This is a genomic window from Aeromonas sp. 602200, assembly GCF_049173895.1.
Lineage (GTDB): Bacteria > Pseudomonadota > Gammaproteobacteria > Enterobacterales > Aeromonadaceae > Aeromonas > Aeromonas veronii_A.
In genome coordinates this window covers 1-17,953 of the sequence record NZ_JAAKSL010000014.1, presented here as the reverse complement: position 1 = coordinate 17,953, position 17,953 = coordinate 1, and the positions used below count along the sequence as shown (strand labels likewise).

The following is a 17,953-nucleotide window of genomic DNA, read 5'->3' as shown; positions in this document are numbered from 1 at the left end:
CCTATTTCTCCAGAGAGCGAAACATCTCGATGGCTCTCACCCGGGCAACGGCGTGATCCACCATGGGTGCCGGATAATCCTGTCGCCCCTTGAGTCGCAGCCAATCGTGGGGCTGATGCACATAAGCGGCGGGAATATCGGCCAGTTCAGTTACCCAAGTACGGATAAACTCCCCTTGTGGATCAAATCGTTGCCCCTGAGTGGTGGGGTTGAAGACCCGAAAATAGGGCGCCGCATCGGCGCCGGTACCCGCCGCCCACTGCCAGCCGCCGTTGTTGGCCGCCAGATCCCCGTCGATGAGCCGACTCATGAAGTAATCCTCCCCGAGCCGCCAGTGGATATGGAGATCCTTGGTGAGAAAGCTCGCCACTATCATCCGCAGCCGGTTGTGCATCCAACCGGTGGCGTTGAGACAGCGCATCGCCGCATCCACGATGGGGTAGCCGGTTCGTCCCTCGCACCAGGCGGCGAAGGCATCCGGATCCCAGCTCCACGGCAAGTCCGCCGTCTCTGGTTTGAAGGGGCGATTCATGGAGAGGGTCTGGATTAGCACCAGCAGGTGGCGATAGAACTCACGCCAAATGAGCTCATTGAGCCAGACAAAGCCGGGCTGGGCCTTGGACTGGGGCCGATAGCCGAGCCGCTGCTGAAGCGCCGCCACACACTGACGAGGACTGATGATGCCCGCCGCCAGATAGGGGGAGAGCACGGACGTGCCAGCGATGGCAGGAAAATCGCGGGTCTCGCCATAGTCGAGCACTGCCTGCTCCAGAAAAATGTTCAAACGACGCAGAGCTTCTGCCTCCCCTACTGGCCAACGTGGATCAGCCGTAAGCTCGCCGAGCGCTTCATCAACCCACTCCCGCTCGGCCAGCGGCTGCCACGGCAGCGGCTCACCACGGCGCGCAGGAGCGCAATGAATGACAACCCCCTCCTCGTCGAGGGCCTTGAGCCAGGCTCGGCTGAAGGGGGTGAAGACCTTGAACATCTCACACGAGCCGGTCAGCACCCGCCCCGGTGGCAACATGCAGCAGCCGTTGAACCAGTGACAACTCACCGCCTGCTCTGCCAGTGCGGCGCTGACGGCGTGATCGCGGCGCTGCTCATCGATCTCGATAGCCTGATTGGCGTAGAGCTGGGTCACCCCCAGCTCGCGGCAGAGGTCTGCCAGCGCAGCGGGCGCCTCGGCAAAGGTTTCCACTCGCAGCAGATGAAGCGGAATGCCAAGGGCCGCCAGCTCGCGCCCCAACTCATCCACCTGCGCCAACACAAAGCGCTGACGGACGGGGGCCATTTTGTGCTGCCGCCACTGGGCAGGAGAGATGATAAAGAGCGCGGCGACCGGTTCATCACCGGCGCAGGCATGGCGTAGCGCCGGGTTGTCGGCAAGGCGCAGATCGTTGCGCAACCAGACCAGTCTCATGACGTTTTCCTCCCGCGTCCGCTGGCGCCAGCCGCAGCAGGCGCGTTCGCCATCAGCTCGGCAAGGCTCGCCTGCCAGCCGTGTGCTTTAAGCCACTCATCATCGTAGAGACGGCCCAGTTCGCCAAACAGGCGCGTGCCTGCAGGCCACCCGGCGGCCAGCTCCGGTTTGCCAAGACCAGCTCCCAGCAGTACCAGCCAGGGGGTAACGGCACGCCCCTCCAGCAAGCTGGCATGGCGAGGCTCTACCGCTCCCAGCAGTTGCACCTCATAGCCTTGACCGATCAGCTCGTAAGCGGCCCACACCAGATCGAGGGGGCCGACCTGTCCCCAGCTCACCAAGGTGATCGGCACGCCCTTCTCCTGCTCGATCAGGTGGCGGGCGAAGCGGGTATGGAACCAGCCCAGCCACACCTGTTGCAGCAGCTCGCCATCGGGCCGCTCGCGCCACAACCCCAGCAGCCGCTCCACCAGCGGTTGCAGTACCCGGCTGCGCACCAGCTCGAACGGGTAGCTAGCCAGCAAATCGTTGAGCTCAGCCTCCGCCTTGCGCTGGTTGAAGGCGAGTAACGCCTGACTGAACTGCTCCAGAGTCTGCTGCCAGTGATCGCTCACCGGCTCGGAATGGGGTTCGCTCAGGAGCCCCTTCACCTGCCCGATACTCACTCCCCGCTCCAGCCAGCTCAGGATCTCGCCGATTTGGCGGATATCCTGCTCGCTGTAGAGGCGGTGGCCCTTTTCGGTGCGGGCCGGTTGCACCAGACCATAGCGGCGCTGCCAAGCGCGCAGGGTCACGGCGTTGACGCCGGTGAGACGGGAGACCTCGCGAATGGGGTAGATCCCCTCATCAGCGAGATGAGCAACTTCTTGCGATAAATCAGACATACAACGTCCATCAAACAGAGGTGTAAAGCGCCCGGTGCAAATCATGCACCGGGGCAACAGAACGGATTCAGAGTCCGTAACGCAATTTGAGCGTATCGGGGTGCGGATTGAGATAAACCTGCTCGGCGAGATAGGGATTGGGGTACTCGCGCAGGTAGTGGCGGATCAGGGTGAGCGGCACCAGCAAGGGGAAGATGCCGGTGCGGTACTTGTCGATGGTATCGGCAAGCTCCTGCTTCTGGGCCGGGGTCAGCACCCGCTTGAAGTAGCCCTGCAGGTGCATCAGCACATTGGTGTGGCTGCGACGGTTGGCCCGCAGGGTCAGCGCGGTCATCAATCCCTTGATGTAGCTGTCGGCCACCTCCTGCAAATTGGTGGACTTGCCCAGATTGCCGAGCAGCTTGCCGAGCGCCCGGTAGTGGGTGGTTGCGTGGGAGAGCACCAGATACTTGTAGCGGGAGTGGAAGCGGATCAGCGCAGAGGCGGTGATACCGCGGGCACAGAGTTGCTGCCAGTCGTGGTAGGCGAAGACCCGCAGCACAAAGTTCTCCCGCAGGATGGGATCACAGAGCCGACCATCCTCTTCCACCGGCAGCAGGGGGTTGGCCTCCATCAACGCCTTGGCAAAGAGGCCGATCCCCTCCTTGGCGCTCCCCTCGTTGTTGGCGCCATAGACCTTGACCCGCTCCATACCGCAGCTGGGTGATTTGGCACAGAGGATATAACCGGAGATGAAGTCGAGCTGACGGGCCTTCTGCTCGCTGAAGGCAATCAGCTTTTGGGTGACATCGAAACTACCGTTGCTCGCCTCGGCACGGATCTCGCCGTTGCGCTTGACCAGCCGGATGGCGGCACGGGGCGCCCCCAGACCGATAGCCATCTCGGGGCAGACGGGGTGATAGTCAAAGTGAGCGCCAAGATCCCGTTCGCAGAAGCTGGAGCGCTTGTGGCCCCCGTCGAAACGCACCTCTTGTCCCAGCAGGCAAGCACTGATACCGACTTTAATCTTGTACATGATGGCACTCCTTGTATAAGTCTTGATTCAGTTATAGCAGTTATACAAAAAAATGGAAGTTGTATAACTATTGCCGACTGATACGACACAAGGAGAAAAAAGAGATCACCGGAAAACGAAAAAACCCATGGCGAACGCCATGGGTAAAAATCAAGACACTACGGACTACTGGAAGGAGGATCAGAAGCTGTACTTCACACCCAGGCTGGAGATGGAGCCTTTCTGCAGATCCCAGCTGCGATAGGTGTAGTCGGCAGTCAGCGCCCAGTTCTGGTTGAGCTTGTAAGCACCGCCTACCTTGAAGTCATGCATATCGTCGGTCATGTTGGCGTAACGGTAAGCCGTGGAAAGCTCGATGTCGCCGATGTCGTAGCGCAGACCCACTTCACCGTACATGCTGCCACTATCCTTGCGAGCCACTTCGTCCCATCCCTTGTTGTTCTTGGCCAGCTCACGCTCAAGTTGATAGCCCATCAAACCGGTTTCGCCATAGAGATTGAGTCCTGTGCTCAGCGGGGTAAAGACACCGATACCCAGGCTGGAGATGGACATGCTGTCATTGCCGTCGTTGCGGGAGGTGAATTCGGTTCCGGCACGACCGTAGAAGTTGGAGCCAAAGCTCTTTGAGAGGTCCAGGCTCAGACCACCAAAATCACGGGTACCTTTGCTGGCAGCATCACGGGGAAATGCAGCGCTGTCTTGGCTAAGGTAATCAGACTTGGTGTGCGCCCAGGTCAAACCGCCCTTTGCGTAGCTGAACGCATCCTGTGCCAGAGCGGAAGTAGAGGCGAAACCGGCCAGAACCAGAAGAGATACAGTTGCTTTTTTCATGATGATAACTCCATGTGATTGGGCCCGTTGCTAGCGAGCTGGTATGGAGTCATTGTGCGGTCAGCATCCCGGCTTGCCGAGCGGCAAGCTGTTGCAAAACCATGTCAGATGTAAGCAGATATTTCCCGAGATGTCAGGGGTAACAAATTGCCGGCCCAATCGGTTTGCATGGGCCGGACAACACCAAATCAGCGGAAGACCACCTCATCAATTTCGACCCTGACCAAGGGCTGCCCGGTCAATCCGGCAGGACGGGGGATCTCGAGGGCCAACGACGGACGGACTTGCCCCTTGCGCAGATAGGTCTCCGGCAGGCGGTTCTCGGCAACCCAGAAACGGGCCTCCTGACGGCTCAGCTGCACTCCGTCAGCACTGAACAGGGTCACCATGCCACGCACCCCGACCACATTGCGGGTGCCGGTATTGCTCACCATAAAGGTCAGCACCAGCGGGTCAGATCCCTCGATCTTGTCCAGCTTGACCACCACACCGTCGCGTGCTGCTTGTGACAGCAATTCGGGGTTGGCCTTGGCCTGATCGGTCAGCACCGGAGCAGCAACGGCCACCACGGCCCCAGCCTTCCCATCAGCAGCCACGCCCTGTACGGACTCGGCCGGTTTGACCACCAGATACTCCCAGGTAAAGTCATCGTTGAGCTGAACCTGCCGACCATCGGGCAGCGTCACCCGAGAAAGAGGGGCAGCCTGCGCCAACACGGGGGAGAGGCACAGGGCAATCAGCAGACGGGAGAAGGGTTTCATAGGGCGAAGCTCGGCAACAGGTGAAAGGGCGACAGTATAAACAGTCCCGCCCCCCCTTGCCTATGACGGCACTCACGTTCTGGCTCCGGCGTCGCTTGCCCACGGGCTAGATGGCAAGATCGTGCCGCTCTTTGTGCGCCATATCCAGAGTCACCAGATCGAACTCGGTCCTCTTGAGGGCAGAGAGAATATCCGATTGCATATCAAAGGCCTGAGCACGCTGATGCTCGGGCAGACGCACCCGGGCCAGGGTGGTAGAGCAGTCGCACAGGGTATGGAAAAAGACCTGCGCCTCATCCAGCCCCATGTCGGCCAGCATCTGTTCGGCCTGATCCACCATTCGTAGATAACGTTGCTTCAACTGCCGTGGATTGGTGAAGCGATTGCTGAGGCAACCGTTGCTCCCTTTGCCCCAACGACCGAGCTGACGCTTGTTGAAGCCATAGCGAAAATCACGGCTCATCACCCCGTTATCGGCAAAAAACCAGATGGTGTTGGCAGGCAGTGAGCCGAACTGGGCAAGATAGTCATCACGCTCCTCCACCGCGGCCGGAACCAGCAACGGCAGATGAGCCCATTCCGGACGAGCCTGCACATACTCACCAATGCGGCGAACCGGATCGATCAACCCCTCCATATTCGGCAGGCGATCGCAAAAGATGATTTCGTCACTCTTGATGACCCAGTGATCGATGCCATAACGCTGGCAATAACGGCGGGCTCGGGCCACTTCGCTGCGGCTGCGGGTCGGATTATCGAGGGTGATGGCGCGGATCTTGATCCCGCTGGCACGGCACAAATCGATGCTGTAACAGGATTCCAACCGCCCCGAAAAAGAGACTATCAGCTCGTCAAAATTTGCCAGTCGCTCAATCAGCTGCAGCTCCCTGGCTTGAAAAGAGTGATCATATCCCTGATTCAAGACAACAACATTGGCATCCATTAAACAGCTCCGGATGATAAACAGGTGGCTTATTGTGCGGGAAACAAGCTGAATAGGCCCTTACAGAGTCAGGTTAAAATTAAAACTTGATGATTATTTCCCGTGATTCATCCATAAAATCAATACCTTGAGCGTCATACACTCGCAATCTGGCCTGATGTACCCGATGGGCTCGCAAAAAGCCCTGCGCCTGATCCAGCGAGGTGAAGGTCAGGTGCTCCCCCTCGCTGTCGGTCAGATAGAGGTACTCCCCTTCCGCCTCGATACAGAGCTGATAACCACTGCCATCCTTGCAGGCGATGATCAGGGTCGCCTCGGGATAATGACTGAGCCAATTGCGAAACCGGCCATGCTCCATAGTGCTCCTGGAGGGGCATCACCCCTTGCCGGTGGCGGGCAAACAGCCCAGCTCACCCAGTTGCTGACGACAACTCGCCGCGTCGGTAAAAACGATCCCCCTGATACCGAGGGCCTCGGCGGCCGCGATGTTGGCAGGACTGTCATCGATGAAGATGCACTCTGCCGGTTTCAGATCGAACGACACCAGCAGATAGCGGTAGATATTCGGCTCCGGCTTCATCATCCGCACCCGCGCCGAGACCACCTTGCCGCTGAAGAAGCGCCAGAAATCCTGATGCTGCTCCAACCAGTCGATGCTGGCATGACCCATGTTGGAGAGGGCATACAGAGTGTGCCCCGCCCCGTGCAGCTCGGCTATCAGGGTTAGCATAGCGGGATCTGGCAGCAGGGAAGCGGGAACTGCCTGTAAAATGGCCAGATTCTGTGCCGCCGAGAGGCCTGTGCGCGCTTGCGCTTCCCGGGCCATGGTGTGGAGCGACATGGTGCCTCTGTCTACCTCCAGCCAGTCCGGGTGGTTAAAGAGCCGCTCGGCCAACTGTTCGGCCCCTTGCGGGCCACGCACGGAACGCACTATGTCTACCGGATCCCAGCTCACCACCACCCGTCCCAGATCGAAAATAATCGCCATCGTCTTTACCTCCCCCACTGGGTGTCAGTCATCAAAACAGAGTCAATAGAACATCGCTCATACGCCATTTTCTTAACCGGATACCCTGCCCCCATCCCCGCCCGCGGGCAAGTTTTACTTGCATCAGACCGGCAAATCCCTTAATGGTTATGACGTTACTTCAAGGACACACCTATGCACGCACCATTCTTCTTTGCTTTCTCGTTTATCCGGCCCGCTTGAGGGAAGGCCTGTCGTCGTGTGAACAGAAAGCAAAGACGAATCGAGCCTCCCCTAGCGGAGGCTTTTTTTTGCATTAATATCAATCGATTACTTGGATAGGGAACAATCATGGCAACGCTCGACGAGATCAGACAAGACATCACCCGGTTGGATCAGGAGCTGCTTGCCCTGCTGGCGAAACGCAAGACCCTCAGCATCGAGGTCGCCCGTGCCAAGCAAGCCAACCCGCGTCCCATCCGTGACCACCAGAGGGAGCAGGAGCTGCTGGTCGCCCTGATCCAGAAAGGGCGCGTGCTGGGGCTGGATGCCCAGTACATCACCCGTATCTATCACACCATCATCGAAGACTCAGTGCTCTCCCAGCAGGCCTATCTGCAGAGCCTGCTCAACCCGGAGCAGCAGGAGCCGATGACCAGCGTCGCCTATCTTGGGCCGCGCGGTTCCTACTCCAGCCTGGCCGCCCGCAAATATCTGGCGCGCTACAAGGATCAGGTGATCGAAGTAAACTGCCAGAACTTCCGTGAAGTACTGGATGCGGTGGAGTCGGGTCGCGCCGCCTTCGGCGTGCTGCCCATCGAAAACACCAGCTCTGGCTCTATCAACGAAGTCTATGACGTGATGCAACACACCAGCCTCTCCATCGTCGGCGAGCTCACCTACCCCATCGAGCACTGCATCCTCACCGCCGTGCCGACCGAGCTGAGTCGCATCAAAACCTTCTATGCCCACCCGCAGGTGTTCCAGCAGTGCTCCCACTATCTGAGCAAATTGGAAGGGGCACGCCACGAGATCTGCGACTCCTCCTCCAGTGCCATGATGAAGGTGAAAGAACTGGCCAGCCCGGAGGCCGCCGCCATCGGCAGCGCCGCCGGTGGCGAGCTTTATGGCCTGGACGTGCTGGCCGAGCAGCTCGCCAACCAGAAAGAGAACTACAGCCGCTTCATCGTGGTGGCGCGCAAGCCCATCGACGTGGCGCCGCAGATCCCGGCCAAGACCACCCTCATCATGTCCACCTCCCAGAAACCAGGTTCGCTGGTCGAGGCGCTGCTGGTGCTGCGCAACCACGAGATCAACATGACCAAACTGGAGTCCCGTCCAGTGCAGGGCAACCCGTGGGAAGAGATGTTCTACCTCGACGTCTCCGCCAACCTGCAGACCCCGGCGATGCAGGCCGCACTGGTGGAGCTGACCAAGATCACCCGCTATATCAAGGTGCTTGGCTGCTACCCGAGTGAGGATGTGAAACCCACCGCAGTGCCGCCGGTGCTGATGGGGAGCTAACCAGCCCACAACGACAAAAGGCGAGCATCCTGCTCGCCTTTTGTTTTGATGCCGGTTTTCACGGCAAGCCCATCAACTCAGAACTGACCGGCCATCAGCTGGTTGATGTTGTAGAGGGCACGGGTATCGAGCTCCATCTCGGTGGCATAGGTGTTGCCGCGCGGATAGGAGGCAACCACCCGGGCACCACGCACCACACCGGCGACCGACACATCCAGCGAGTTGGAGGTCTGGGTCAAGTCGCGGTAGCTGCTCTGGCCGCGCACCTGCTGACCATTGAGCTGCTCGGCCAGCTCGCGATAGGCATCCATCTTGGAAGCGCGAATGGCTTGCAGCATCTTCTCCGACTGGGAGGGGCCGGGCTGGATGTCGATCACCGCATAGCCCACCGCCTTGAGCACCGGAAAATCATCGGGCTTGCCACCCTGGGTATAATCCACCACCCGGTTACCGCTGCAACCGGTGAGCAAGAGTGCCAACAGGCAACTAAACAGGATCTTCATGACTCGCTCCTCACGGGGTCAGGTTGACCAGATGACCGCCCGGCCGGGCCTGACTGTCACGCATCAGATAACCGCGATTGATCGATGCACGACCAAACGAGTTGTTGGCACCGAACAGATATTTTTGCGGGATCAGGCTCTGGGCCGTGGTCTCCACCATCTTGGTGCGCATGTCGATAACGCGGGCGTTGACCAGGATCCCCTTGCTGTTGCGGCTGAAGGTGCCGACCAGAATGCGGGTGATCGGCAAACGGGAGGAGAGCTCCTTGTAGTTTCGGCTCAGTACGAAGTCCCCCTGCGGCGTCACCTTGATGCTACCGGTCAGCTTGAAGTCCACCACCACCTCGCCGCGGCGGTTGAGCTCGTAGATAAAGCTCTCCTCAATCTGCTGCCCCATCCAGTTGGTATCCTGCAGGGTGTCGAGATCAACGAAAGAGGCCACCGCGATGGGCTCGGTCAGGGTGGTCAGCGATTTGCGCTCCATCAGCTGATCGGTCATGCGCGCCACCAGCCAGTTGAGTTCCATCCCCTGCGCCGCCTGGCGGGGGTCACCCTGATCCCGATTGATAGGGTCGGAGCCACACCCGGTCAATGCCAGGGCAAGCGCCAACGCCGTGATGAGTTTGTTCATGGATACCTTTCCTGTATCTGCACCTGATTTGTTATCGGACGCGCCGGACAAAGCTTGAGCCGGGAATGAGGCATGATTCTTGCTTTTTAATGGTCATCGTCAGCGCCAACATGCGCTGCCACTTGGAACGTGTTGTGATCCATGTCGGCCAGCAGATGCCATTTCCTCAAAATGGCTCGGCTGCCCGCCAACTCAAGGTATCTGCTATGAAATTACCGCTGCTGTTGACCCTGCTGCTGGCCAGCCTGAGCGCCCGCGCCGAGCTTATCGAAGCGCAGGGCAGCACCGCCATTCTGGGGGGCGATGAGGTCTATGCCCGCGAGCAGGCGACCCGCGACGCCCTGCGTCAGGCGCTGCTGGCCAGCGGCGCGGCCGTTTCCAGCATCCAGCGTCTGGAAAATGGCAGCCTGCGATCCGAGCAGATCCAGATCCGCTCCGGCGGCGACATTCGCCAGTATCGGCTCAAGCGGGAAGAGGTGCGCAACGGCCGCATGTATATCACGCTAGTGGCCGACATTCAGGCCGAGCGCCAGATCTGCCAGACCCAGCACTTCGCCAAGGATTTGACACTGGTGAGGCTGCGGATGCGCTATCCGGACCAAGCCAGCTACGGCGCCATGGACGACATGCCGGAAAACCTCTCGCGCCGGCTATTCGAAACTCTCGCCAATGCGCCGCAAGGGGTCGCGGTGCGCCAGTGGCTGGATGAAAACCTGCGCATCGATCCGCTCCATCTGCAACAGGGGGATCGCAGTGCTCTGGAAGAGATCAAGGCGCTCAGCCTGCGTACCGACAGCCAATATCTGGTGCTTGGCAGCATCGACGATCTCTCCATAGAGTCGCAGGGCAACCAGCTGACCAGCTGGTATGAGGATCCGGTGCGCAACTTTCGCATGCAGCTCTACCTGTTCGACGGTATTAACGGCAGTCTGATCAACCGCAAGGTCTACGAAGGACGTGCCACCTGGACCTTTGGCAAGCGGGAACAGGTGGGCAGCAGCAGCGGCCAGTTCTGGCAGTCGAGCTATGGCCAAGAGGTCAACTACCAGTTGCAGCAGGCGGCTCAGGATCTGGTGGCCCAGCTTACCTGCGCCCCGGTCACCGCCCGGGTGGTCGGCCAGAACGAACGCGGTCCCTACATCAATCTGGGACGGCGCAACGGCGTCAAACTTGGCGACCAGTTCCGCATCCAGCACAACGCCGACTTCATCGACCCCTACGGCAAGTCGCGCATGATGCGCAATCCGGCCGACGGTCTGTTCGAGGTGGTGCAGGTATTCGACGATGGCGCCATCATCAGCAGCCAGAACAAATATACGCCGTTTAACATCCAGAATGGGGATTTGGCTGTATTGGAATAGGTGCCAGAGAGTTACCGGCGCTTACGGCATCTCCCGAGTTTCCCGTTGTTATGGTTCACCAGTGGATTGGTATCGGTCAGTTTCCCAACACCTGACGCAACCTCTCCTGCGCAACGCCCACCAGCAGGTCGGGCTGGAACTTGGAGATAAAGCGATCACAACCCACCTTCTTGACCATGGCTTCGTTGAAGTTGCCGCTCAGGGAGGTATTGAGGGTAATAAAGAGATCGGACATGCGCGGATCACTGCGCACCTCGTGGGTCAGCCGGTAGCCGTCCATCTCAGGCATCTCGGCATCGGTGATCATCAGCAGGATCTCGTTGGTCACCTTCTTGCCAGCATCGCACCACCCCTTGAGCAGGGTCAGCGCCTGCAAGCCATCCTGACACTCGATAACCTCGAGTCCCAGCTGGCCAAGAGTCTCACGCACCTGGGTGCGGGCGGTGCTGGAATCATCGACGATCAGCACCTTGCGGCCGTGCATCTCGGGCAGGATCTCCCGATCCAGCACCTCTTCGGAGATGCGGATGTCATAGGTGATGATCTCAGCCAACACCTTCTCCACATCAATGATCTCGACAATCTGATCGACGCCATCTTCCGGAATGCGGGTGATGGCGGTGAGGTAATTGGCGCGCCCGGCGGAGCGCGGCGGCGGCAGTATATCCTTCCAGGTCATGTTGACGATGTTGGCCACCTGCCCCACCAGAAAGCCCTGAATGGTACGGTTGTACTCGGTGATGATGAGGTTGGATTCACTGTCGATGGGCATGGGGCGCATACCGATGGCGCTGCGCAGGTTGATCACCGGGATCGAGGTACCGCGGATATTGGCCACCCCACTGATATTGTGATGGGAGCCCGGCATCTTGCTCAGATGGGGCAACTTGACCACTTCCCGAACCTTGAAGACGTTGATGGCGAACATCTGGCGGGTGCCGAGACGAAACATCAACAACTCGAGGCGGTTTTCACCCACCAGTTGAGTTCGTTGATCAACGGAATCCAATATACTCGCCATACGCTGATATCCATCTGATTATTAATCGACTCTATTATAGAGGCTGCCCGCCAGGAAAGGCAGGCGCATTTTCAACCAGAGCAACCACCCAGATAAAAAAAGTGAGGCCGAAGCCTCACTTATCTCATTGATTTCAAAATCAATAACTACATAAAGACTTCCAGCTGCCATCGGTGGCCTTGGGTTCACTGCTGGTCCACCAGTTGGCCTGCCACACCACCTTGTTGTGAGTGATGCGATCGCCAGCGTTGGCATGATCCCCTTGCGGCCAGGTCGGGTAAGCCTTGTAGGCCGCCGGATTGATGTTCTGGCTGCTGCAGGTCGCACCGCCCTCACCACCGCCCGAACCCAGTACGGCCTCCGGCAGGGTCGGGAACTCGGCCTTGAGACCCGCAGTCTGGCTGCCGCTGATGATGCGGATGCCACTCGGCACACCGGCTGCCGGCAGATAGTAGGTCATCGCCACTTCCACATCGCTGCCCGGCGTCCAGGCTTTCCAGGTCGGCAGCGTCAGAGCCACCTTGTGGAAATCCTTCTCGTTGGCAATCCCGTCAGAGTTCTGGTTGCCACCGCTCTCCACCACTTTCAGCCCCACCCCGCTCTGGTCAGTGATGGTGTCGGAGGTAGAGGTGGGTACCAGAAACTCGATGCGAGTGCCGCCCGGAATGGTCTGGGTCGAGTTGTTGGTGAGCTTCAGGGTCGGGTTGATCGGATAGTTGGAATCCCCTTCCTTGAAGCCGGAGAGGCTCACAGCGATGTCGAGCTGGGCAGTTGGCGCAGCCAGATCGTTCTGCTTGGTGTTGTACTTGGTCGCCTTGGCGAACTTGTCGTAGGCGAGCGTGGTCAGGGTATCCCCCATACCGTACTCTTTTTTCACCGGATCGTAGGCATAGTCACCCGCCATCTCCCAGAACATCACACCACCCAGACCACGATTGACGATGTAGTCCAGCTTGTGACCCATGGACTCCTCATCCTCGGTGGAGAGGAACACCTTCTTCTCCTCGTTCCACAACCAGGGGGCATGGGCCTTGTCGTCGTAGTAGCGGACATACTTGCCCTGCATCACGTGCGCCGGGTTGTTGGGATCCAGACCCCAGGCCTGACCGTAGCTCGGCATGGTGGTGATCCCCAAGTCGGCTGCGTGTTCCAGGTTCTTGGCATGCCACATGGGGATGGCGCCACCGCCGATCTCCTTGCCGTTCTTGTCCAGATCGTGCCAGATGTTGTCGATGCCGACCGCCCCGTTGCCGCACGGAATGGTGCTGCCACCGGTACCCGGCTGACAATCACTCTGACTCGGCAGGGCTGCCTTGCCGGCCAGGCCGTGAGTGCCACCGCTGACCCCTTGCCAGCCACGGGTGTAATAAGGCACACCCACGTTGATCTTGCCGGCCGCCAGTGCACCACGGAAGTAGTGGGCAGACCAGGCCGCGTTGAGGTAGCCGATACCGCCAAACTGGCTCTGGGTATAGACGCCCCAGTGGGCAAGTTCGGCATCCGCCTTGTTGTCAAACAGGGCGGCGTTGTGGCCGACAAAGTGGTTCCAGGCACCGTGGAAGTCGTAGGTCATCAGGTTGACGTAGTCGAGGTACTGGGTGACCTGGAAGTTCTCCATGCCGCGCAGCAGGTAGGCCGAGGCCGGCGAGGCGATGGTCAGCATGTACTTGCGACCATCCTCGCTGCCGGCGCTGTCGAGCTTGCTGCGCAGGGTCTGCATCAGCACCTTGTAGTTGGCAAACAGCTTGCCACGGCACTGGTTGGAGAGCGGGAAGTCGTTGGGGTTACCCGCATCCTTCATGGAGGTGGGGTATTCGTAGTCGACGTCGACCCCGTCAAAGCCGTACTGACGGATGAAGCTCACCGCCGAGTTGGCAAAGGCGTTGATGCCGTCATTGTTGACCGAGCAGTCACCCTTGGTGGTAGCGGTATAGAAGCCGCGGGTATCGGCCCAGCCCCCCACCGAGATCAGGGTCTTCACGTCCGGATACTGCTTCTTGTACTTCGACAGCAGGTTGAAGTGGCCCTTGTAGGCAAACTCCGGATCCATCTCGGCACCCGGCACGCCGTCCCAGGTCATCTTGGTCGCCGAGTCGTCCACCTTGATGGTGTGGCTCTGCTCGTCCACCGCCGCGAAGGCATAGTTGATGTGGGTGATCTTGTCCCAGGGAATGTCGCTCACCAGATAGGAGGGCAAGCCGTTCTTGCCGGTACGCCAGGAGGTGAAATAACCGATGACCCGACGGGCGTGGTCATCCCCCATGCACTCGTAGCCGTCCGGGCGGTAGATCTGGCGAATGTCGCAGGAGAGGTTGCCGCCGGTGGGCGGCAGGGCTGCCTCTTCCACCTGTACGTCGACCTGGCTCGATTCGCCGCTCAGGTTCTCCTTGTCGGTCGCCACCAGCTTGAGGCCGGCCAGCCCCTTGCTCTGGGGCGTCCAGTTCACCTGCCAGGGGGCACTGGTGTCTTCGCCCACCTTCTTGCCATCGACGAACAGCTCGACCTTGGCGACGTCGTTGTTGGCATCGGTGACGTTGCCGCTCACCGCCACGCTGCGACCCAGGGTCACCTTGGCGCCGCTGGCCGGACTGCTGATGCTCACCTTGGGCGCCTCCGGCGCCACCACGGCGGCGACGTTGAAGCTCGAATCCGCCTCGCTCAGCACCTTGCCATCTTTATCCAGTGCCCGTGCCTTGAGGGCATGGGCGCCGACACCGGCGGCACTCCAGCTGCCGTTCCAGGGCGAGGCGCTCGCCGTGGCGACCAGCTTGCCGTTGATGAGGTATTCCACCCGAACCAGCGCCGTCACCGGGCCGCTCAGGGTCACCGCCAGCGCGACGCTGGCCCCCTCGTTGAAACTGGCGCCGGCAGCTGGCGAGCTGACGGCTACGCCGAGTGCCGGTGGCGGCACGTCCCCGCCATACAGCTTCCAGGCATCGGCCCAGACCACACCCACTCCGGGAGCGTAGTGATAGGGCGAGGCCCCGCACCAGCCGGAGTAGGGAAATTCTTTGCACTCATAGAGATTGCCGACGTTGCTGACGATGTCGCCGGCCTTGTAGGCAGTACCGGCCTGATAGGCGGGATAGGCGGCCTGTGCCCAGGCGGGCATGGCAGCCAAAGCCACCAGCATGGCAAGCCTGCTGGGCCTTAGGGTCTGTTGCATATTGTTATCTTCCTTGTTTTGTCTTGGCATTGGTCACCAAGGCAAAGAACAAGCGCAACCTGCGTGATGGGCGCAGACAACTGGCAATGGACCTGCCACAAACGTCACCCTCACCCTGGGAAGCCCCGCTATCTGGATCGCACGCTCTGAAGACCGGAGGCATTGCGTCCCGGCATCTCGACCGGTTTGCCCTTTACCTGGGTTCCGTGAGGAACAAGCCGAGTATAGGAATCAACCAGCTGAGTCTCAATCTTCATTCTCGAAGAAAAATATGTGGTTGCCGGCAGGATCACACTTTCTCACCGACGCACTTGATAGGTCTTTTATCAGTAACTTCAAGATGTTAGCCAAGTCAAAAAAAGCTGCTTTGCGCTCGTTTGTATCCCTGGAATGTGCGTTGGCTCACTGGTACGACATGCCAGAAATGTGACAATGCGCGCCCTTGGTCAACGAGCCAAGGCTATGGAATCACTGGCAAAAATAAAAAAGGAACACCTATGAAAGGTACTCGTACCCTGCTGTCGCTGGCCGTGGGGCTGGCACTTGCATCCTCAGGCGCCCATGCGGCATTTGTCTGCCCGTCCGATCCGGCTCAACTCACCCCCATCCCGGCCATTCAGGGCAGAGGTTCCGGCAGCGCGCTGGCCACCCAGACCGTGACCGACAAGAACGGCAATGTGACCGGTAAAATCAGCACGGGCACCTTCAATGTTCGCGGTATCGTGACGGCGCTGGGCCAAAGTCTGACCAAGGGGTTCTATCTGACCGACCCGGTGGGTGATGGCAATCCGGCCACCTCTGACGGCATCTTTGTCTATCTGAACGACAAGGAGTTTGCGACCAACTATGCCGACATCAAACCGGGGGCAGAACTCTGCCTCGAAGCCAAAGTCGAGGAGTATTACGGCGGCACTCAGCTTAAGCCCACCTTCGAATCCAGCAAAGCCCGCCTGCAGGTCACAGCGCAAGGACTGGCGGTGCCGACCAGCGTACTGCAGGTCAATGAAGGGGAGACGCTGGCGCAAGCGCTCAATCGCTACGAAGGGATGCGGGTACGTCTCGACAGCAGCAGTGACCTGCACCTGACCCGCAATTACGGCTTCGACTACAAGGTCTATCGCAACAACCTAGAGCTGGCCCACAAAACCCCGCTGATCAAACCGACCCAGCTCCATGTCGCCAGCAGTGCGGACGCTGTCGCGCTGGCTACCAAAAATGGCAGCAACCGTCTGGTGGTCGAGTCTGATTACAAAGCGCCGGATGGCGTACTGCCCTGGTTCCCGGGCTGGGATGCCGATCAGGGCTATCTGCGTATCGGTGATCAACTGACCGGGCTGGAGGGGGTGATCGTCTATAGCAAGGATGCCTTCCGTCTGGTGGTACCGAGCGACGTCACCCTGGCTGCCGGTGCTCTGCTGCGCAGCCCTGAAGAGGATCGTCAAGACGCGCCGGCTCGCCTCGCTGGCAGCGATCTGCGGATCGGCAGCTTCAACGTGCTCAACTACTTCACCAGCCACTCCAGCATTGGCGGTGCACTCAATATCCTGTGCAAGGATCAGGCGGATGCCGACAACGCCAAAGGTTGCAACCGGGGTGCCAAGAGCCAGCCCGAGTTCGAGAAACAGCGCACCAAGATCGTCAATGCCATTACCGCAATGGATGCCGATCTGCTCGGCCTGATGGAGATGGAAAACAACGGCTTCGAGGATAACTCGGCCCTCCACAATCTGGTGACTCGCCTCAACGAACAGCAGAAGGATGCGAGCAAACACTACGCCTATGTGCGTCTGCCGGTCACTGCCCTTACCGATGGCAAGTTCTTCGGCGGGGACGCCATCATGGTGGCGATGATCTACCGCCCTGCCCTGCTCACCCCCAGCGGGGATGCCAGCGTCATCAAGCTGCCGGAGCAGCGCTACACCACAGGTGGTGTGGCCAAGACAGCCGGTCAGCGCGACTCGCTGGTTCAGACCTTCACCCTCGCCAAGAGCAAGGAACCGCTGACGCTGGTGGTCAACCACCTCAAATCCAAGGGGTCAGGCTGCTACGAAAATGGCGATGGCAAGACAGAACCGGCCGACCTGCAGGGCAAGTGCACCGAGTTCCGGGTCTCTGCCGCCAAGGTGCTGGGTGAGGCGGTCAGCAAACTGCCGGGCCAGGTGCTGCTGGTTGGCGACTTCAACTCCTACGCCAAGGAAGATCCGATCCGGGTGCTGACCGACTACAACCCGGCCACCAGCGAGCGGAAGATCGTATCGGCCTCTCACACCTTTATCGGTGATCAGTCCTATGAACAGCTCGGTCGCGAAGTGACTCGCAGCTACGGCCTGATCGATCTCAACGTCAAATTCAACAAGGAGAAAGCCATCTCCTACAGCTACGACGGGGAGCTGGGCACCCTGGACTACGCCTTCGCCAACCCGGCGCTGGCCAGCAAGGTGGCAGGTGTCGCCGACTGGCATATCAACTCCTTCGAGAGCTCCCTGTTCGAATACGGCAGCCAGTACACCGGCACATTGCTCAAGTCTGACAACCCCTTCAGTGCCTCCGACCATGATCCCATCATCGTCGACCTGAGACTGGAGAGCGATGCCACCAAACCGGACACCTCCTCAGGCGGTGGTGCGCTGGGACTCGGCCTGCTAGCCCTGTTGCCACTGGCCTGGCGACGTCGCCGTTAACCACAGGCGCATTTGAATAGTGCAAGCAAAGCCCGCGACTCTCGCGGGCTTTTTCATTCAGGTCATTGGATTTACAAATGAAAGGCACGGACGTATGGAGAAAATAAATGATGGAGAAAAAAAAAAGGCCACCGCGATGCGGTGGCCTTATTGCTTCTTGTAAGAAGAATTTGGTGGAGCTACGCGGGATCGAACCGCGGACCTCTTGCATGCCATGCAAGCGCTCTCCCAGCTGAGCTATA

General features: G+C 59.5%; 15 protein-coding genes, 1 riboswitch and 1 other annotated feature. Of the genes, 3 read left to right on the top strand and 12 right to left on the bottom strand.

The features are described from left to right. Position 1: 1 nt before the first annotated feature. The 8 genes from phrB to G5221_RS15665 form a co-directional block, all read right to left on the bottom strand. On the bottom strand, positions 2-1,423 hold the full coding sequence (gene phrB / locus G5221_RS15700) for a deoxyribodipyrimidine photo-lyase (RefSeq protein ID WP_421263554.1): 1,422 nt from the start codon (positions 1,421-1,423) through the stop codon (positions 2-4). Further along, positions 1,420-2,307, bottom strand: coding sequence for a MerR family transcriptional regulator (locus G5221_RS15695; RefSeq protein WP_421205905.1), 888 nt, complete (start codon positions 2,305-2,307; stop codon positions 1,420-1,422). The genes phrB and G5221_RS15695 overlap by 4 nt, the downstream gene beginning before the upstream one ends. Positions 2,308-2,374: 67 nt before the next feature. Then, positions 2,375-3,322 carry a YbgA family protein gene (locus G5221_RS15690; RefSeq protein ID WP_227341229.1) on the bottom strand — a complete coding sequence of 316 codons (948 nt, stop codon included), beginning with the start codon at positions 3,320-3,322 and terminating at the stop codon, positions 2,375-2,377. Positions 3,323-3,502: 180 nt separating this feature from the next. Beyond that, on the bottom strand, positions 3,503-4,153 hold the full coding sequence (locus G5221_RS15685) for a porin family protein (RefSeq protein WP_216979351.1): 651 nt from the start codon (positions 4,151-4,153) through the stop codon (positions 3,503-3,505). 188 nt (positions 4,154-4,341) lie between these two features. Beyond that, the gene (locus G5221_RS15680; RefSeq protein WP_227341230.1) at positions 4,342-4,914 is read right to left on the bottom strand and encodes a DUF3157 family protein; all 573 of its coding nucleotides are present in this window, start codon (positions 4,912-4,914) and stop codon (positions 4,342-4,344) included. Between the two features lie 106 nt (positions 4,915-5,020). Further along, positions 5,021-5,857 carry a hypothetical protein gene (locus G5221_RS15675; protein ID WP_227341232.1) on the bottom strand — a complete coding sequence of 279 codons (837 nt, stop codon included), beginning with the start codon at positions 5,855-5,857 and terminating at the stop codon, positions 5,021-5,023. A gap of 79 nt (positions 5,858-5,936) precedes the next feature. Then, a complete protein-coding gene (locus tag G5221_RS15670; protein WP_227341233.1) occupies positions 5,937-6,215 on the bottom strand; it encodes a DUF6482 family protein in 279 nt (92 codons plus the stop codon). A gap of 18 nt (positions 6,216-6,233) precedes the next feature. Beyond that, positions 6,234-6,845: an HAD family hydrolase gene (locus tag G5221_RS15665; protein ID WP_216979355.1), complete on the bottom strand. Its 612-nt coding sequence runs from the start codon at positions 6,843-6,845 to the stop codon at positions 6,234-6,236. Positions 6,846-7,015: 170 nt separating this feature from the next. Continuing rightward, positions 7,016-7,137: a sequence feature (Phe leader region), on the top strand. Positions 7,138-7,175: 38 nt separating this feature from the next. On the opposite strand from G5221_RS15665, the gene pheA reads away from it, so the two are divergent. Beyond that, a complete protein-coding gene (gene pheA, locus G5221_RS15660; RefSeq protein ID WP_021230338.1) occupies positions 7,176-8,348 on the top strand; it encodes a prephenate dehydratase in 1,173 nt (390 codons plus the stop codon). Positions 8,349-8,425: 77 nt separating this feature from the next. Here the strand turns inward: pheA and G5221_RS15655 are convergent, their stop codons facing one another. Together G5221_RS15655 and G5221_RS15650 are read right to left on the bottom strand one after the other, a co-directional pair. Next, a complete protein-coding gene (locus G5221_RS15655; protein WP_227341235.1) occupies positions 8,426-8,851 on the bottom strand; it encodes an LPP20 family lipoprotein in 426 nt (141 codons plus the stop codon). Positions 8,852-8,861: 10 nt separating this feature from the next. Beyond that, positions 8,862-9,482, bottom strand: a complete 621-nt coding sequence (locus tag G5221_RS15650; protein WP_227341237.1) for a FlgO family outer membrane protein — start codon at positions 9,480-9,482, stop codon at positions 8,862-8,864. Positions 9,483-9,688: 206 nt separating this feature from the next. On the opposite strand from G5221_RS15650, the gene G5221_RS15645 reads away from it, so the two are divergent. Further along, positions 9,689-10,843: a flagella assembly protein FlgT gene (locus G5221_RS15645; protein WP_227341239.1), complete on the top strand. Its 1,155-nt coding sequence runs from the start codon at positions 9,689-9,691 to the stop codon at positions 10,841-10,843. A 76-nt stretch (positions 10,844-10,919) separates the two neighbouring features. On the opposite strand, the gene G5221_RS15640 is transcribed toward G5221_RS15645, so the two are convergent. Further along, a complete protein-coding gene (locus tag G5221_RS15640) occupies positions 10,920-11,864 on the bottom strand; it encodes a chemotaxis protein CheV (RefSeq protein WP_216951924.1) in 945 nt (314 codons plus the stop codon). Between the two features lie 139 nt (positions 11,865-12,003). Continuing rightward, positions 12,004-15,030: a glycosyl hydrolase family 18 protein gene (locus G5221_RS15635; RefSeq protein WP_421263553.1), complete on the bottom strand. Its 3,027-nt coding sequence runs from the start codon at positions 15,028-15,030 to the stop codon at positions 12,004-12,006. Positions 15,031-15,145: 115 nt separating this feature from the next. Beyond that, positions 15,146-15,231: riboswitch (cyclic di-GMP riboswitch) on the bottom strand. Between the two features lie 296 nt (positions 15,232-15,527). Between G5221_RS15635 and G5221_RS15630 the strand changes: the two genes are divergently transcribed. Continuing rightward, positions 15,528-17,711 carry an ExeM/NucH family extracellular endonuclease gene (locus G5221_RS15630; protein WP_227341240.1) on the top strand — a complete coding sequence of 728 codons (2,184 nt, stop codon included), beginning with the start codon at positions 15,528-15,530 and terminating at the stop codon, positions 17,709-17,711. Positions 17,712-17,953 lie beyond the last annotated feature (242 nt).

Excerpts from the sequence above, each read along its gene's own strand:
- phrB (WP_421263554.1), bottom strand. The coding sequence starts at position 1,423 with ATGAGACTGGTCTGGTTGCGCAACGATCTGCGCCTTGCCGACAACCCG.
- G5221_RS15695 (WP_421205905.1), bottom strand. The coding sequence starts at position 2,307 with ATGTCTGATTTATCGCAAGAAGTTGCTCATCTCGCTGATGAGGGGATC.
- G5221_RS15690 (WP_227341229.1), bottom strand. The coding sequence starts at position 3,322 with ATGTACAAGATTAAAGTCGGTATCAGTGCTTGCCTGCTGGGACAAGAG.
- G5221_RS15685 (WP_216979351.1), bottom strand. The coding sequence starts at position 4,153 with ATGAAAAAAGCAACTGTATCTCTTCTGGTTCTGGCCGGTTTCGCCTCT.
- G5221_RS15680 (WP_227341230.1), bottom strand. The coding sequence starts at position 4,914 with ATGAAACCCTTCTCCCGTCTGCTGATTGCCCTGTGCCTCTCCCCCGTG.
- G5221_RS15675 (WP_227341232.1), bottom strand. The coding sequence starts at position 5,857 with ATGGATGCCAATGTTGTTGTCTTGAATCAGGGATATGATCACTCTTTT.
- G5221_RS15670 (WP_227341233.1), bottom strand. The coding sequence starts at position 6,215 with ATGGAGCATGGCCGGTTTCGCAATTGGCTCAGTCATTATCCCGAGGCG.
- G5221_RS15665 (WP_216979355.1), bottom strand. The coding sequence starts at position 6,845 with ATGGCGATTATTTTCGATCTGGGACGGGTGGTGGTGAGCTGGGATCCG.
- pheA (WP_021230338.1), top strand. The coding sequence starts at position 7,176 with ATGGCAACGCTCGACGAGATCAGACAAGACATCACCCGGTTGGATCAG.
- G5221_RS15655 (WP_227341235.1), bottom strand. The coding sequence starts at position 8,851 with ATGAAGATCCTGTTTAGTTGCCTGTTGGCACTCTTGCTCACCGGTTGC.
- G5221_RS15650 (WP_227341237.1), bottom strand. The coding sequence starts at position 9,482 with ATGAACAAACTCATCACGGCGTTGGCGCTTGCCCTGGCATTGACCGGG.
- G5221_RS15645 (WP_227341239.1), top strand. The coding sequence starts at position 9,689 with ATGAAATTACCGCTGCTGTTGACCCTGCTGCTGGCCAGCCTGAGCGCC.
- G5221_RS15640 (WP_216951924.1), bottom strand. The coding sequence starts at position 11,864 with ATGGCGAGTATATTGGATTCCGTTGATCAACGAACTCAACTGGTGGGT.
- G5221_RS15635 (WP_421263553.1), bottom strand. The coding sequence starts at position 15,030 with ATGCAACAGACCCTAAGGCCCAGCAGGCTTGCCATGCTGGTGGCTTTG.
- G5221_RS15630 (WP_227341240.1), top strand. The coding sequence starts at position 15,528 with ATGAAAGGTACTCGTACCCTGCTGTCGCTGGCCGTGGGGCTGGCACTT.